Origin of the sequence: Caballeronia temeraria, from assembly GCF_001544795.2 — a bacterium.
In the GTDB taxonomy this organism is placed as follows: Bacteria; Pseudomonadota; Gammaproteobacteria; order Burkholderiales; family Burkholderiaceae; genus Caballeronia; species Caballeronia temeraria.
The window spans coordinates 32214-47351 of the sequence record NZ_FCOI02000046.1 but is presented as its reverse complement, the minus strand read 5'-3'; the positions used below and the strand labels follow the sequence as shown (position 1 = coordinate 47351).

Below are 15138 nucleotides of genomic sequence, written 5' to 3'. Positions count from 1 at the left end.
GCCCAGGTGGCGGAATTGGTAGACGCACTAGGTTCAGGTCCTAGCGGTGGCAACACCGTGGAGGTTCGAGTCCTCTCTTGGGCACCAGATGTTTGAAAAAGCCATCTCGACGTAAAGTCAGGTGGCTTTTTCTTTTTATGCGGAGACCCTGTTTTTGGTTTAAGACAAGTCGTAAGACTTTTCGATTGACACGGTGTCCGTTCCCGCTAAAATAGCGGGCTTGCTGTACCCCTTGGCCCAGGTGGCGGAATTGGTAGACGCACTAGGTTCAGGTCCTAGCGGTGGCAACACCGTGGAGGTTCGAGTCCTCTCCTGGGCACCAGGGAAAACCCTTGGAAGCCCGCTAGGCCAAGGCTGGCAAGGCAATCGAGGTTGTGGGAGTTATCACACTGGTTACCACACCAGTTACCACAACCATGACGACATTCCGTATCGGCATCATGGCGGTTCAACTACGTTATTCCTGGAAGAAGCCAGGGAGCGACGTCATCTATTACCGGCGTAGGGTTCCAGACGATCTTCGAGATAAGGTCGGAAAACCGTACGTGGTTATCTCATGTCAAACCACGGACCCACGGGTTGCCGCAGAGCGCATTAAGCGCCTCGCGAAGCAGCACGACGAGGAGTGGGCACACTACCGCTCCCCTTCCCGCGCCGGAAACCTAGCCCTCGCGAAGGCGTGGCTCGAAGAAAAGAAGCTCGATGTTGTACAACCGGAGGACGGCGCAGTCTGGGCCTTCGAGGATCACGTCGAGGAGAACATGGTCGGCGGCAAGATTCCCGAGCCTCTCCAGACTGCCATGGAACTCGTCAAGGGGACCAGGGAGTTCCGTCTGACGGACTGCCGCGACGAGTACATCAAGGCCCGTCCGAATGGACAGGATCGTGCAGAGCGGAGCTTCCGGTATCTCATGGAATACCTCAAGGCTGACCGAGACATCCGCAAGGTGCGTCGTACAGATGTGAACGGCTTTGTACAATATCTGCTCGGCAAAGACATGGCTACGGCTTCCGTACAGCGCTACATCACGCCCCTCAAGGCTGCGTTCGGTCGTGCCATCCGAGAGAATGAGATGGGGATCGAGAATGTGTTCGCCCGTGTCGAGATAACCGGTTTGGGTGAGGACAGCGAGGACCGAGAGGTGTTTACATTGGAGCAGTTCAAGGCCCTCGACGCGGCCCTGGACAAGGCCAACCCCGACACCCTCAGGTCGATCCTGCGTGTAGTGGCTGAGACAGGCGCACGCCTCGCTGAGATAGTCGGTCTCGCGAAGGCTGACGTGAAGCTGGACCACCTGATTCCGCACATCGCACTGAAGCCCCACCCCTGGCGAACCCTCAAGACCCCGGGGAGCACTCGGCGTATTCCTCTTACCCCCGTGGCCCAGACGTGTCTACGGGACGCAATTAGCCGCTCCCACGACCCGGTTGTTCTCTTCCCACAGTACACCTCTGCCGAAGGCTGCAAGGCGGATACGGCAAGTGCTGCGCTGGTGAAGTGGATTCGGGGCCGAGACGGACTCAAGGGGACCCAGTTGGGGGTCCACTCGCTGCGCCATGGTATGAAGGATCTGCTGCGGGCCGTGAAGTGTCCCTCGGAGGCCGCTGACGAGATCATCGGGCACGCTACGCCGGGGATGGGTGCCAACTACGGCGAAGGGTATCCCCTGGGGGACCTGAGAGACTGGCTCGTTGCCGCGAATGCCCTAAAGGCCCGCTAGTCCCTGCCGTAATACACACAGCACCCACTGGAGATCGTATGAAGAAGTTCCTCGCCCTCGCCGCTGCGTTGGCCCTTGCTGGCTGTGCCACGCCCGACATCGACTGGAGCGGAGCCGATCAGCAATGCTCGATGCACTGCTCGGACGCCTACAATCAGTGCTTGGCTTCTAACCCGCTCACCCCGGGCATCCAGAAGCTGAACTGCAACTCGTCCCTGAAGCTCTGCGCGTCGACCTGCGGAGGCAAGCTCGTCTCGAACTGAGCCACACGAAAAAACCCCCCTCGGGAACCCATTACGGGAACCTTGAGGGGGTTTTTGTTTAGTGCAGCACCAGCTTGGTTATCACTTCCTTGAGGCCCAGGACGTTCACAGCGAACACCAGGCCACCACCGTACAGCGCCCACTTGATCTGGAGCAGGACCTTCTCGATGGCCTTCAGGGACGACCCGAAGTCCTCCTGGGAGTCCTCGAGGTCCTCGGTCTTCTGCTCCTGCGCATCCATGCGGAACTCCAGACGGGTTACGCGGTTGTCAATTGTTTCGTCCATGCTTACTCAATCGGTTGTGCTTTCGCCAGAAGCGTTGTCTTGTCCACGCTCGACGTGGTGTCGCCGAACCAGAAGTGGATGCTTGCGGCCCATGCGGTGCCGAGGGAGCCGACCAGGCTGTAGAAGATCGCCTTGTTCGACTCGGGGATGTTGCAGAAGATTAGCGCGGCCACCAGGCTGAAGAAGCCCGTGGTGATGACCAGCGTGAGAACCGGGGGGACCCAGGAGCGCGTGCTGACTTGCATCGAGCGTGCGCCCTCCACGTCCTGGACCCGAAGAGCCGCGAGGGCCTCGGCATCCTTGAACCCCAGGGTCGCCATGGCCACCTGGAAGTCCTGGTCGGCCTTGCGCACCGCTGCAAGCTGCTCGGGGGTTGCCCCTGCGATAGCAGCCGCTACGGCGTCCTGGCGCTGCTCCACGGGGTCGTTGGAACCCGGGGTGAGGCCGAAGACCTTCTCCAGGGCCGCGACTGCGGTGCCTGCCAAGGGGCCACCGATGGCCGATGCGATAGTCGGGGCGAGGCTCGTCACCGCGCCTGCGATTGCTGTCCAACTCATACTGCCACCTCCTTGAGGCCTAGAAAAAACTCAGCCATTTCTCCGTCACGGCGCTTGACCAGGCCCGCGAGGACCTTGCCTGCCGCCTTGTTCCACTTCGGGAATTCATGGGCCGCACCCTCGACGTCTCCCTTGTTCAGGAGAGCCAAGAGCGTGGAATGGTCGAAGTTGCCGGTGCCGATGTTGTACGCCAGGGAGCACAGAGCGCCCTTCTCTTCGTCCGACAGTTCGATCTTGACCACGGAGTCGATGTGGGCACCGAGGGCCTCCACGCGATCCTTCAGGTCCTGGTCGGCCTGGACTTGGGTCCACACGGTCGCGGGGCCGATCTTGGGGCCTGTGGCACCGTAGCCAACAGTCCATGGTGCGGCACCCGTTGCAGGGTCGGGGTACGCCTTGAGGCGACACCCTTCGAACTCCTTAATTAGTTTGAGTGCTTCATCGCACCATGTCATTGTTCACTTCCTTGTTGTTAGTCGGGGAGCACCGCGTCTTCGCCAATCGTCACAGCCATGGCGATCTTGCAGTGGTCCTTCTGGATGCAGTTGAGGAGCCGACAGAGGACGCAGCCCCAAGGCTTACCCTTCTCTGCCGCCTTGCCTGCGCGGCTCGAGATGGTCTCGTTGGGGCTTCCCCCTGTCAGGGTGTTACCTGCCTCATCCAGGAGGACGAGGAGGTTCACCAGGTATCGCTGAAGCTTGCTCATGCTGCAGGGTCCAGAGGGAACGCAGGGAGAAGCCCGGGGACCTCAGAAACCGTGGGGAACGTACGGCTCCCGGCTTGGACATCCGCGAGGATGCTGTAGGCCGTGGCCCACACCTGAGACCGCCACGCACGGAACGCTTGGCCTTCCTGTTGGAACTTGGGGACCGCAGGCTCATCGGCGTACGTCACTGCCGTGGTCAGGTTGTCGTAGTGATACGACTGGGCCTTGGCGTCCATGATGGACTGCACCACCCCAACAAGGACCAACTGTTCGAAGTGAGCGGCAGCTTTGTCGGAGGTGGCCGTGAGTGTTTCCTCTGTTGGCTGTGCAGGGTCCTCAACGTTCCAAGCGGAGATGTACTGCTCCCCACTCTCATTGATACCTACCGAGTAATCAAACGGAGGGTTGAGGTTGGGAAATAGGTAAGCGAGGGTTTGGACGTAGTTCATTTGTTTCTTTATCGAACCCTTCGGGCGCGTATCTTTCCAGTGCCGTTAGCGGAGCCAGAAGTGAATCCAGCGTAACCAACGAGGTACACCGTGGTTGTTGTTGTGAGGGTGTACCGAGAGGTGGGGACCGTGAAGGTAATCCCAGAGTGCCCTGTCACAGTTAACTGACCGTAGGTACCAAGGGCACCAATGGTGGCCGACACAATGCTCACACCACCAAGGCTGTTGTTTAGGACAGCCCCGGACCCACTAACCACCACAACCCCACTAACATCCCAATCCCCCGGACTCAGGGAGATACTGGTGATGTTGGTGGCAGTGGCATTAGGAAGCGATACGTTGCTGGATTGAATGGCCTCAACGTATTCCCCCACGGCACCTGCAGGGGCGTTATCGTTCGTGGCGGTCCCCTTGATGCCCTGAGTAGACGTGGGGACGATAGGACCCGTGAAGGTCTTGGTACCTGCTACCGTCTGGTCTCCTGTGAGGGCAACCACGGCTGCTGAGGTTGCCAAGGGAGCTACGGCACTTGAGAGTTGCGTTTGGGTTACAAGGGATGCCGAGGGGATGGCGACTACGGAAGCCGCCTGTTCTGTGTTTGGAGTTGTCATAGATTATCCTTTACACAGCACCCAACTCATGCAGATACCGAGTAATGACGTTGTAGAGTGCTGTTACCTGAGCGGGGGTAAGCGAGAGACCACCATGAGCAGCCGCAAGCTGCATGTTTGCATCCGCCAGTGTCCCGTTGACGTTGAGTAGGGCCACGTTTCCAGTACTGAGGAAAGTATCGGCAGCCGCCGTTACTGTTTTGACCAAAGACCCGTTAATGTACTTGTCGTAACTAGCGGAACCTGAGCGGTTACTGAGGAAGTGCCCCACAGCGTTCGTGTTGGCGTAGTTGTCTGCTGCAGTCTGGTTTAGCCGAGTGCTGAAGTTGCCACCCGAGCTTCGCGCAGTCATCGCTACGCCTGTTCCTGAGGTAAGTCCAAGAACCTGAGCACTCGTAGAGGTCCCAAGAATGTAGCCGCCGTAACAAGCACTATTAAGCTCGTTATTAGGCATCGTCATCGGGCTTACTCCGGTATCCAGATATCCAGTAGTTCCATCAGACTTCCATCCCCTGTCAGCGGTGAAGGTTACCGTGCCGTTAGTAATGAGCTTCTGAGTGGGGTTGACCAGATTGATGGCAGCGCCATTTGCATCGGTATTCGCCAGATACAGGAACGAGAGCCGGTCATAAAGCCCGTTCTCAATTAATTCATCCAAAACAGACTTGATAAGCGCCTGACGAGAGCTTGAGTAACGAGCCCCACTGAAAGCTGAGTTCCATCGACTCATCGCCTGAGCAGACTGCTCGCTTGCTGAGGGCTTCTTGGAGCACAAGTAGATTCTGTTTGACCGTCTACCCGAGGTGGCCCCTTGAGTACACAGCACAGCAATCTTCCCATCAACGAATGCGATGCCTTCCGGTTCGTTGTAGTTTCCTGCTTCTACTTTGGCTGCATCTGCAGTCCCGATAGGAAGCGAATCTCCCCTTGATACGATCAACCCAGTTTGGATGTCGTATCCGTAAATACTACAAGGCGCGTTGTTCGTACCAAGACCAGCAAGGATGTAGAACACACTTCCCCTACCTACGTGGGCCTGAATAGGGGTAACGCCAGGACCACCGGGGAACTGGTCTGTAGGGACAGTCCACTGGTATAGATAGCTATTGCGGTAATCGCCGGGACCTGAGGCAACCAGTGTTGCAAGACTGTACACACGGACTACAGCGGGCCACGGACTCACTGCAACCAAATACTGCTGGTCATCTGTAATGGACACAGACGTATAGTTAGTCCCCGACCCATCATCAGTGAAGAACTGGTATTCCTGAGAGTTATCAGGCTGCGCCCCCGCAACGTAGGAGAACCGCAGCGCCTTACCTGAATTCGCGCTTGGTGCCCAGAGCTTTGAGCCGCTGGTGGAATATTCCAGCGTCAACCCGGAGTGCCCAAGGCGTGTGGTAGTGAGCGAAGCAGACAGCGCCAGTTGCCCAAGAGGACCATCAAGCTCAAACTGTGCAATAGTCGAGTCGTACCCAAAGAAAACGTAGAAGCGCCGTGCTGCCTCATCTACAGCGAATCCTTGGGGTTGATTCCGAGCACTGCCGCTGATAGCAAAGAAGCGGGTGTACGCTTGACTAGCATTCTTAGCCGATTGGAAGTCAAAAGATGCGCCAAGGCGTGCTTGAAGGTTTCCCACAGTTTGCCCAAGGTTCCCTGTACCGTGCGCAATAAGGCTGGAGCCCTTACCTGAGGTTGTAGAAGCCAATGCGCTAACCGTAGTGGCCGTACCGTTGGCCCCAACGAACCCCACCATGTCCGCACCCTTGGTACTCTGAGCTAACGCAAGGTCAGCCACAGAAGCCCCAGTAACCGGGAAGACCACCGTGTTGTTGAAGAGTACGGTTACCTCATACCCTGCAGGAAGTGGGTTGACGAAGGTGATGCTGTTGCCCGTGGAGTCATCGTAGGACTCTGTACGGTTATAGCGGATACCGTTGACGAAGACTTGGGAAGTCCCCGGTACGAACGTAGCACCGTTAGGCACAGCCCACGAAGTCTGACCTGCTGTAGCCGTGAAGATGTACTGGGCCTGCGGGGACAGGAAGGGGGCTACGGCGTTCTGGACCGAGGTGAGCGAGGTGGCCGCCTGGGAGGCGCTCGACGCTGCTTGGGTGGCGCTGTTAGTCGCCGTGGTGACTGCGGTTGACGCTTGGGTTGTAAGCGCCTGCGCTTGGGAAACTGCAGCGTTCGCTTGGTTTAGCGTGGTCGTCGACTGCTGGGCCAGAGTCGAGACGTTCGCCTCGGAGATCTTGGCGTTGTTCGCGGAGGCTGCGGCTGCGACCGAGGCCGCTTGGGCTTGGGAGTTCGCTGCGGTGACCGTGGCTACCTGAGACGTGAGATTGTCGATCAGCGCGTTGGTCGAGTCAGCCTCCGGGGCCACGTTGGTGCCCGAGAAGAAGGAGGTGGTCATCCGTTCAGTAGTCCGTGGAGTACGCAGGGGAGACCGCCATCGCAGACTGTTCCATGTCAGTCATGCGGGCCTGTTCGTCGAGGTCTGCGTAGAGTTGGTTAAAGCGCCCTTCGAAGGCTGCTGTGCGGTCGTCGACGAAGTAGTCGGTCGCGTAGCTGAGGGCACCGTAGATCAGGAGGTCGGCAGCGATCTGGCCGAAGATGTTCTCGTCCGTATCTGCAACCATGGGCGTCTGGGACGCGTGGTACACCATCGTCGTTTGATGTCCTGCGGGGAGAGATGGTTTGATCAGGAGTGACCCACCAACTCGGGCGTAATATTTCGGACCTCCTGGAGCCACCTGCAGACCGAGGAAGTGGCCGAGGTCCCGACACTCCATCAGCGTGTGTCCGTGATACAGGTACTTCAAACTGAGAAAGTCCGGGGGCAGTACGATCTGGTCAGACGAGACGTCCTGAATACCTTGGGTGATCATTACCCGCTCCATGGCAGGGATCCGCAGGGTCCGCTCAATCCTGGTCTGCGCCATTCCGATGAAGTCGTTGGCAAGATCAGTGGAGCAGTCGTTGCGGTTAAGTACAGCTAAGAATTTGGTTCGAATTTGGGAGAGGTTCATTTCGTGCGAGGGCAATGGCGGGGCCGAGGATCCGGCGCATCACCTCAGGCGAATGGACGTCACTGCGCAGCCTGTTGCACTCGGCGCAGCACGGGACCACATTCGTCATCAGGTGGCCGAGGGAGTTATCGAGGCGATCTAAGCCACGCGGGTGGGAGGTGGTGCCGCAGTACTCACAAGGGCGCTCTATGCGTTCAAGAAAGAACTCAAGCGTCAGGTCGTTGGACCGCGCTTTAACCTTATCGTGAGACCTGTAGGCATAGAAGCGGCTTCTTACGAGGCGGGACGGGAGCTTGTACTGCTCTGCCATCACGGCTGAGTGGCACACCTTGCAACACGCCTGCTTACCGCCCCTACCGTTACTGAAGAACTCCGAAGTAGTCTTCGACTCCCCACACTTAGTGCAGGTCTTCAGCAACATCAGACGTCCTTAGCGGTAGCGAGAAAGTACTCGAGGTTTTCGTTCTTTAACTTCGCAACCGTCTTCTTGATCGGCTCCTGGAACACGTCGTAACCATCGCGATACCACTTGTCGACCAGGGCCGCCGGGATCGATGCGACGTGCATCATTTCGCGCTCCCGAACGTTGTGGGAAGCGAGACGCTTGTCGGCCAGGGACTGCAGAAGGGAGTCAGGAATTACTTGATGCGTCTCGATAATGTGGCCGTCCGTGCTGGACGAGACCGACACGTTGACGCCGTTGCCGAGTTTGAGCATGGGAAGAAAAAGGCCCCACTGCGCGAGAGTGGACGCAGCAGGGCTGAAAGAGATAACGCCGCCGTGCAAGCAGAGGGCGACGCCGTTTGAATTGGGAGGCCCCGCGAACGGGGGCCAGAGGGACCGGCTCGTAGCACTAGCTAGGTTGCCCTTGAACCTGGGTACTTGTAGACTGACTAGGCCGGGTACTGCAAAGTGTTACTGGCCGATGGTGACGTTCGCACCCGTGAGACCACGGATCGCAGCCGAAGCCTTGCGGTTCAGGTGCTTCACCGAGAACTCGCCGATCAACTGCGTGCGGTTCGCGTCGCCGGTCACTGCCAGCGGGATACGCGTCCACGGGCGCAGCACTGCGATCTTCCAGTAGCTCGGGTTGAACAGGAGCGCCGAGTCGGCCTTGAGGAAGCGGTTCAGCACGACCTTCTGCTCACCGAACGGCGAGACGTACAAGTTGACCACGTTGACGATGGTCTTGTCTGCCGAGCCGTCGAACATACGCGTACGGCCAGCCGCAGCCGTGAAGCCCGCAACTGCCAGCGAGTCACCCGGCTTGATCATCAGGATCGTCGCTTCGCCGCCACCTTCGTACAGCTTCTGGTTCGCCGTGAGGATGTCGTTTTCCGACAGGGCCACCGGGGTTGCCGTGTGGTCGATCACGTTGCCCGTGTCGATCAGGGCCTGGCCGGTCGCACCGTGGCCGAACACGTTACCGAACTTGCGGGCCGTGGTCTCGTTACCGACCGCAGCGTCTTGCGCCTTGCCGACGAGTGCGTACTCGAGTTCATTCTTCAGTTCTGCCGACTTCTTCGACAGGTGCAGCGCCGTTTCCTTCGCGCGACCGTAGGCCGAGATCTTGTCGGCGGTGTTCGACACTCGGATGGTCTTCGTGAGGATCTGGCTGTAGTTCGACAGCATCGTCGTCGGGTTCAGCACGGAATCCGAAGCGTCCGCGCCTTCAACCGCTGCGTTGTCGCCAACCATCGCGAGTTGGTCTTCTTGCCACTGGAACAACGTGTTGTGGATCGACTCGGTCTTCACCAGCGTCTGGAAGGGGGTGTTCGTCGGCGAGATGTTCGAGATCACGTCCGAAACGTCTTCCTTCACGCCAACCATATCGTACGACTTGAATGCGGTGTTGCTCATTGTGTGTATTCCTAAATGAAAAGTACTGTGCTGTACGGCATTCGTGCGGTACAGCGATGGAGTGGTTTAGTGCTTAGACTGCCCAGCGGGAGAGGAACACATCGGCTGCATCCTCGGTGCTCCCCGAGCGTTGCAGGCGCTGCTTCGCCTTCGCGGACTTGTCGACCTTGTTGGAGGTCGTGGTGACAACCTTGGTGGGCTTGAGGACCTTGGCGGGCGTCTTGTTGACCTTCTTGGTAACGACCGTCTTGGCCTGGTCGAACTTCATCGCCTTGTACATCATCTCGAGCGCGAAGTGGTCGACCACACTGTTGACTACATGCTCGGGCATCCCAAGGGACACCGCGTAGCTGCGCACGGAGTCGTAGGTCTTCGAGTCCCAGCCCGGGATCTTCTCCTGCAGGGTCTTGACGGACTGTGCCGCCGTTTCCTTCATTTGCTGCTGTCGTTGGGCGTTCGCGTTCTGAACGAACCCTTCGACTTCCTGGGTGATGAAACGCACTTCGTCGTATGCTTCTTGGGCCTCTTTGCGGAGGGCAGCGAACGTGTCAGCATCCAGTTGCTTCGAAGCGACAAGCATGTCGATCTTCGAGTACGGCTCCCATCGGGCCATGGCCTTTTGGTGCAGGCGATCAAGCTGCGCTGCCGCTTTCTGGTTTGCTTCTTCGACTGCCTTGCGCTGGGCCGCAACTTGCTGCGACTTCTGCGTCAGTGCCTTCTCTTGGCCGAACAGGCGCTTCAGGTCCTTGACGGATACCTCATGATCCTCGTCCTCGAAACGGACCTTAACGATGGCGTCATCTTCGAGTTCCTTGCCCTTCTTCGGCTTGGTTTCCTCTACGTCTTCGCCTTCCTCAGCGTCCTCTTCCGATTCCTCGGCCTCATCTTGAGGGTCCTCAGTCTCTTCTTCGTCCTCTTCCGGTTCGGATTCGGCTTCCTCCTGCTCGACGGGTTCATCTTCCTCGTCGGCCAGGTCTTCGTCCTCAGGGTCCTCGGATGCCTTCAGGGAAGGGTCCTCGTCACTCCATCGCGACAGAAATTCGTTTGCTGCATCGCCTTCGTCAAAGGCTTCGAATGACGGCGCAGCATCAGCCACGCCCGATTGGGTGGTGGTCGTCATGTGTTTTACTCTTCAGTGGGGGAAAGGAGTGAGTCCTTGTTGTGGACCCAACTCCGTAGTTCGGTGGAGATGTCCTGCAGCGCACGGATCTGGAGGAAGCACTGCTCGCGCTTCTTCGTGTCTCCGATGTCGCTGCCGGTGATCTCTGCGAATCGTTGGTTGTAGAGTTCGTTCACCACTACGATGAACGCCTCGTTTGCGAGTAACTCCTCGGCGGCGGTGCCACGTTGGAGTATCAGGGTTTGCTCGTCCATTTAGGTCCGAATGACCGCTTGAGTCTGCGGCGGGTTTTGTTCCATCTCCTTCTCGACCAGGTGAAGCTCCTGCGTATGCAGCGCGGCGTTGGACTCTGCCGTGAACTGCTTCACATCGACCTCGCGGTTCCTGAGGACCTGCTCCATCTGCATCTGCATCTTCTCCAGTTGGAGCTTGAGCATCTCGATCTGAGCGTGGTCGTCGGTCTTCTTCGCGGAAGTCTGAGCGACGGATTCCTGGACAGCCACCTTGCGGCTCTCGAGTTGCATCTCTTGGACCTTGAACGGATCCGGCTGAGGTGCCCCGAGGGTGCTGGGGTCGGTGAGGAACTGGTTGACTTGCTTAATGCCCGTCTTCTCGAGGGCAGTCTTGAACACGGCGTAGCGGTTCTGCTCGTTGTACAGGCGTGCGTTGCCCGGATCAGCGGCCAGCGTCGAGTGGATCGTGAGGTACTTCATCGCCTCTTGCTGCTGCTCGTTGTAGCCGAGCTTCAGTTCGACGGTGCATGTCACCTCCTCTGCCCACTCCGTGGGGTCGACCTGGACGAAGTTGCCTGCGATGCGGATCACCTTGGGCTTCTTTTCGTTCAGAAGGACCAGGCGGTACACCTCGAGGTACAACTCCTTGATGAAGTGATTCGCGAAGTTGCGGGCGACGATCTTCTCGCGCTGCTGCGACAGGCTGACCATATCGTTGACCATGGCCTGGCTGTTCTGCTTCGACACGGCGTCCTTGTTGAGACCTTGGGACAACCGCGAGACACCGGTGACCTCTTCCTTGTCCTCGTCCAAAAGCTGAATAGTTTGGAATACGAAGGGATTGAGGCCCGACTGTTGCAGCGGGATGATGCCATCAGGGCGCGACACGTTGACCAGGCCACCGACACGGTTCTCGAGCAGTTCCTTGGGGTTCTGCACGGCACCCTTGACCACCATGAGCCGGGGGTTGTTGGTGATGACCGTGTGGTCCAAGATGCCACGTACGAGCACCGTGCGGGCGTTCTGCGTCGGGATGACCCTGGCCGCATAGTTACCACCATAGAATGCGTGGGGCAGCGGGAGCGGTGTGAAGCAGATGAACGGCTTGCGGTCGACTTGTTCCTTGTCCAGGATCGTATCGGTTCCGCCCATCGTGATCTTCCAGAGCTTGGCCACGCCCGAACCGTCCATGTCGATAGGCATGTACGCTTCAGTGACGATGACGTGCTCGGTCTGTTCGCTGTCCTGGTCCTCCTCAAGGTTCACCATGCCCGTGCCGATGTCTTCGAAGCGGGCGAGGCGCTCTGGCGACATGGAGACCTCGTCGTCATCGCTATTGCCGATGCCGTAGACCAGGTCCTTGTCGTAGCCCATCGAGATCAACTCAGAGCGCGTCTTGCGCGTCTTGTGGGCCACGAAGTGGGCCTCATGGATGCTCGGGGCCGTCGAGGTGATCAGGAACTCCTCAGGGGCCACGGGGACGTAGCGGACCTGGGACTTGTCGATCTTGCGGGTGAGCGTGCCACTGAACAGTCCCGTCTCCGGGTCGTGCTCTGCGTCCACATTCTCGATGTCCTCCTGCGACGAGAGCATCTCGAGGGAGTCGACGTCGATGTCGCTGAACTCCTCTTCCTGCTCTTCATAGCACTCGTCCCACCAGACCTTGGCGATACCCGTGCGTGCCATCAGGCCGTCCTGGATGATCGACGAGAAGATGCCGTAGGCGTCATTCTGGCGGAACACGACATAGTCCGCGTATTCCGTTGCGACCCGCATGGGTTCGACGTCAGCGTCGGACTGGGGATCGAAGGAAACGATTTTGTTACCTGCGCTGAAGGTCTCCAAGAGCACAGCCTTGAGGGACTCCACAGCATCGAACACGTCCATCGAGACGTACTTCGAGTTACCTGCGTGGGACGGAGCGGGCTTCTCGCCGTGGTAGTACTCCATGACCTTCTTGCGCTCTTCCGAGAGCTTGGACGAGTAATACTCGGCGCTGGAGGTAGAGTACTTCTGGACGAGAGTCTTGAGTTCCGATTCCGACACAGGCTTGAACTTCTTGGAAGCCTTAGCCATTAAAGTGTTTCGATGTAGAAGTCGTCTGTACTCTCAACAGGAGTCCAACGACCTTCGTGGATGTAGTTAGCAAGTGCGAGGGACATCACACAGTCATCGTGGCAGCCAGGTTCGGCTTCCATCTTCCCTTCGTCGGTGACCACGTACGTGATGAGTTCACGCAGGGTTGTCTTGTCGACGACCTCGATGTCCTCTTCACGGAACGCAGCGCGGAGCTTGTCGATGATGAGGGGCTTGGTCTTGGCGGTCGTTCGGAATCCGAAGACCTCGGTCTCCTGCTCCGTCTCCTTGTCGACGTGAGTCTCGAAGTAGAGGTTCGGATAGGCCAAGTCTTTGCCGAGGCGGGTGACTGTGAGAATGCCGTGGTTGTTGTTTTCCACGGCCAAGCGGGCTGTGTTGAAGAAGTAGCCGAGCTTCTCGAGCACTGTTGCGAAATAATCAGGATGTACCTGGGACCGGTACGTGCCGACCTGGCGCTTCTGGGAGTCGAGGATCTGGGCGACTGAGTAGTCCCCGCCCTTCACGCCCATGGCCACGTCTGCGCCGATCACGTACTGCTCACCGGGGTCGTGGAGGCGGTAGAGGACGAGGTCGCCCCTTGGGGCCTCCTCGAATTCCCCGCCGATCATCTCCATCCGAGTCTTGATGTCCGGGGCGCTCTGCAGGAGACCGTGGATCTGCTGCGTGTGGAACACCGGGCGACCCGAGGTCAGGAAGGCTTCGTCGGCGTGGCAGGGATACTCCTGCATGAACATCTCTTCGCCGTTGATCGCTATCTTGTGGCGACGGAACATAAGCTGCTCATCGTCAAGACCATAGAGCTTCACAAGCTCCTCTTCCTTCGGGGTCCGTTCGAACTTCTCGGGAACCGGGGAGCGATACTCCTTCTGGACGAACCAAGGGATGAAGACAGCCTCGTAGTCCGACTTTCCCTCGACTGCGGAGGTCCAGATGTTGTGGAAGGGGTTGCCGATGCCGTTGGCCGTGCTCTCGACGAACACGAAGGTCCCTGCGGCATTCGGAATGGCCTGCATGAGGCCGTTGATGTTGTCACGGGCCGTGGCGGGCGGGTAGAACGCTGCCTCCGACAAGTGAGCAAGCTGAATTGTTTCACCGCGACCGACACCGTCACCGCCTGCGGTTGCGACCATGTACGAACTATCGAGTAGATCGAAGGACAGTTCGCGGCGCGACGAGTACTTGGTGTGGGGACGGAGGATCTCGGGGCAGTTCTCATGGTATCGCTTGGCCATGTCGAACAGGGCCTTGGTCGATTCCCCGAGGTGGGTCATAACGATGGACTTTACGGCCTTGTGTTGGCTCGTCCACCAGTAGATGATCCCTTCGATGATCGTGGACAGGCCCTGCTGCCGCCCCTTGAGGACGACGATGCGGACCTTGCCGGTGGTTTGAAGCTGGGTGATGACCCGCTTCATAAAGATCTTCTGGGCTTCGTTCAGGACGAGGGGCTTGATGGCCCCCTCCTTCGTTCGAATCTTGAGCGCGTGCTTGGCATAGAATTCGAAGTCCTCGAATAGCCGCTTTCGCACGGCGTCAACACTCATTCGGCGTCCTTAACTTCGTCGACGAGATCGAGGAGGAAGTCCTCGGCCTTCTTGACATTCAGGTTGGTTTCGTTGGCGGGCTTCGCCATCGTGAAATCGAGCAGCGTGCGGGCTGCTGCGAGTTTGTCCTTGGGACTGATGTCCGAGAGGTGCATCACCGCAGCAACGGTTTCGATGGCCTCGCGGGCATACTGGTCCTTGGGGAGAACGTAGCCTTTTTCTTCCATGGTTTTCAGTAGTTTTAAGCCCTGGGTATGGGCGTAGGCCCACACCTTCTGGCGCATGTGTTTGGTCCACCCCGGCATGGCCCCGAAGGGCCGTTTGGGGGTAGTCTTTCGTCGGGACCGCCACTCAGCTAACTGAGCGCGGCCTTCAGGCGTCTGACTCAGCTTCGCGAAGTAACTTCCCGGGTTTTTTCGGCCCTTTCGACCGTCCGGTTTCGGTGCTTGCGACACTGGGTTTCTCCAGAGAGTCAAGGCGAGTCCGAATGGACTTCTGTGCGGCCACAAGGGTCGCCTTGATTGTTGGTACGAGGTGCGAATGGGGGAGTTGGAACAAGACCTCCTCCCCACATGCGAGCTTCTCCTCGTTGGTGAGCGCTGCGTCTTCCCACACACGGTCGAAAGCACGCAGCAAATGGATAATGTCGATGAGTTTCAAGG

Annotated in this window: 17 protein-coding genes and 2 tRNA genes; 4 read left to right on the top strand and 15 right to left on the bottom strand. The window is 58.4% G+C overall.

The features are described 5' to 3' along the window. The 4 genes from AWB76_RS35475 (at position 1) to AWB76_RS35460 (ending at position 1984) form a co-directional block, all read left to right on the top strand. Positions 1–87: transfer RNA gene (locus AWB76_RS35475), tRNA-Leu, on the top strand. 148 nt (positions 88–235) lie between these two features. Then, positions 236–322: transfer RNA gene (locus AWB76_RS35470), tRNA-Leu, on the top strand. 94 nt (positions 323–416) lie between these two features. Further along, positions 417–1721, top strand: a complete 1305-nt coding sequence (locus AWB76_RS35465) for a DUF6538 domain-containing protein (protein ID WP_061164758.1) — start codon at positions 417–419, stop codon at positions 1719–1721. 38 nt (positions 1722–1759) lie between these two features. Continuing rightward, complete coding sequence (locus AWB76_RS35460) at positions 1760–1984, top strand: hypothetical protein (RefSeq protein WP_061164757.1); 225 nt, start codon at positions 1760–1762, stop codon at positions 1982–1984. Between the two features lie 58 nt (positions 1985–2042). On the opposite strand, the gene AWB76_RS35455 is transcribed toward AWB76_RS35460, so the two are convergent. From AWB76_RS35455 to AWB76_RS35380, 15 genes are all read right to left on the bottom strand, one after another. Then, the gene (locus AWB76_RS35455) at positions 2043–2270 is read right to left on the bottom strand and encodes a hypothetical protein (protein ID WP_061164756.1); all 228 of its coding nucleotides are present in this window, start codon (positions 2268–2270) and stop codon (positions 2043–2045) included. 2 nt (positions 2271–2272) lie between these two features. Beyond that, a complete protein-coding gene (locus AWB76_RS35450) occupies positions 2273–2827 on the bottom strand; it encodes a hypothetical protein (protein WP_061164755.1) in 555 nt (184 codons plus the stop codon). Beyond that, positions 2824–3282 (bottom strand): lysozyme, encoded by a 459-nt coding sequence (locus AWB76_RS35445; protein WP_061164754.1) that lies wholly within the window; start codon positions 3280–3282, stop codon positions 2824–2826. Before AWB76_RS35445 ends, AWB76_RS35450 begins: the two co-directional genes overlap by 4 nt. Positions 3283–3299: 17 nt before the next feature. Next, positions 3300–3533, bottom strand: a complete 234-nt coding sequence (locus AWB76_RS35440) for a hypothetical protein (protein WP_061164753.1) — start codon at positions 3531–3533, stop codon at positions 3300–3302. Continuing rightward, positions 3530–3982: an XkdW family protein gene (locus AWB76_RS35435; protein WP_061164752.1), complete on the bottom strand. Its 453-nt coding sequence runs from the start codon at positions 3980–3982 to the stop codon at positions 3530–3532. The genes AWB76_RS35440 and AWB76_RS35435 overlap by 4 nt, the downstream gene beginning before the upstream one ends. 621 nt (positions 3983–4603) lie before the next feature. Further along, a complete protein-coding gene (locus tag AWB76_RS35430) occupies positions 4604–7006 on the bottom strand; it encodes a hypothetical protein (protein WP_061164751.1) in 2403 nt (800 codons plus the stop codon). Between the two features lie 4 nt (positions 7007–7010). Then, positions 7011–7622 (bottom strand): phage adaptor protein, encoded by a 612-nt coding sequence (locus AWB76_RS35425; protein WP_157696291.1) that lies wholly within the window; start codon positions 7620–7622, stop codon positions 7011–7013. 420 nt (positions 7623–8042) lie between these two features. Further along, positions 8043–8339, bottom strand: coding sequence for a hypothetical protein (locus tag AWB76_RS35415; RefSeq protein WP_157696290.1), 297 nt, complete (start codon positions 8337–8339; stop codon positions 8043–8045). A gap of 198 nt (positions 8340–8537) precedes the next feature. Beyond that, complete coding sequence (locus tag AWB76_RS35410; protein ID WP_061164747.1) at positions 8538–9482, bottom strand: SU10 major capsid protein; 945 nt, start codon at positions 9480–9482, stop codon at positions 8538–8540. Positions 9483–9555: 73 nt separating this feature from the next. Next, on the bottom strand, positions 9556–10602 hold the full coding sequence (locus tag AWB76_RS41310) for a hypothetical protein (RefSeq protein ID WP_061164746.1): 1047 nt from the start codon (positions 10600–10602) through the stop codon (positions 9556–9558). Between the two features lie 5 nt (positions 10603–10607). Then, positions 10608–10856, bottom strand: a complete 249-nt coding sequence (locus tag AWB76_RS35400) for a hypothetical protein (RefSeq protein ID WP_061164745.1) — start codon at positions 10854–10856, stop codon at positions 10608–10610. Beyond that, positions 10857–12911: a portal protein gene (locus tag AWB76_RS35395; protein ID WP_061164744.1), complete on the bottom strand. Its 2055-nt coding sequence runs from the start codon at positions 12909–12911 to the stop codon at positions 10857–10859. It abuts the gene before it with no gap. Continuing rightward, on the bottom strand, positions 12911–14476 hold the full coding sequence (locus tag AWB76_RS35390) for a terminase large subunit (RefSeq protein WP_061164743.1): 1566 nt from the start codon (positions 14474–14476) through the stop codon (positions 12911–12913). Before AWB76_RS35390 ends, AWB76_RS35395 begins: the two co-directional genes overlap by 1 nt. Next, complete coding sequence (locus tag AWB76_RS35385; protein WP_061164742.1) at positions 14473–14760, bottom strand: hypothetical protein; 288 nt, start codon at positions 14758–14760, stop codon at positions 14473–14475. Before AWB76_RS35385 ends, AWB76_RS35390 begins: the two co-directional genes overlap by 4 nt. An 88-nt stretch (positions 14761–14848) precedes the next feature. Then, on the bottom strand, positions 14849–15136 hold the full coding sequence (locus AWB76_RS35380; protein WP_061164741.1) for a hypothetical protein: 288 nt from the start codon (positions 15134–15136) through the stop codon (positions 14849–14851). Positions 15137–15138 lie beyond the last annotated feature (2 nt).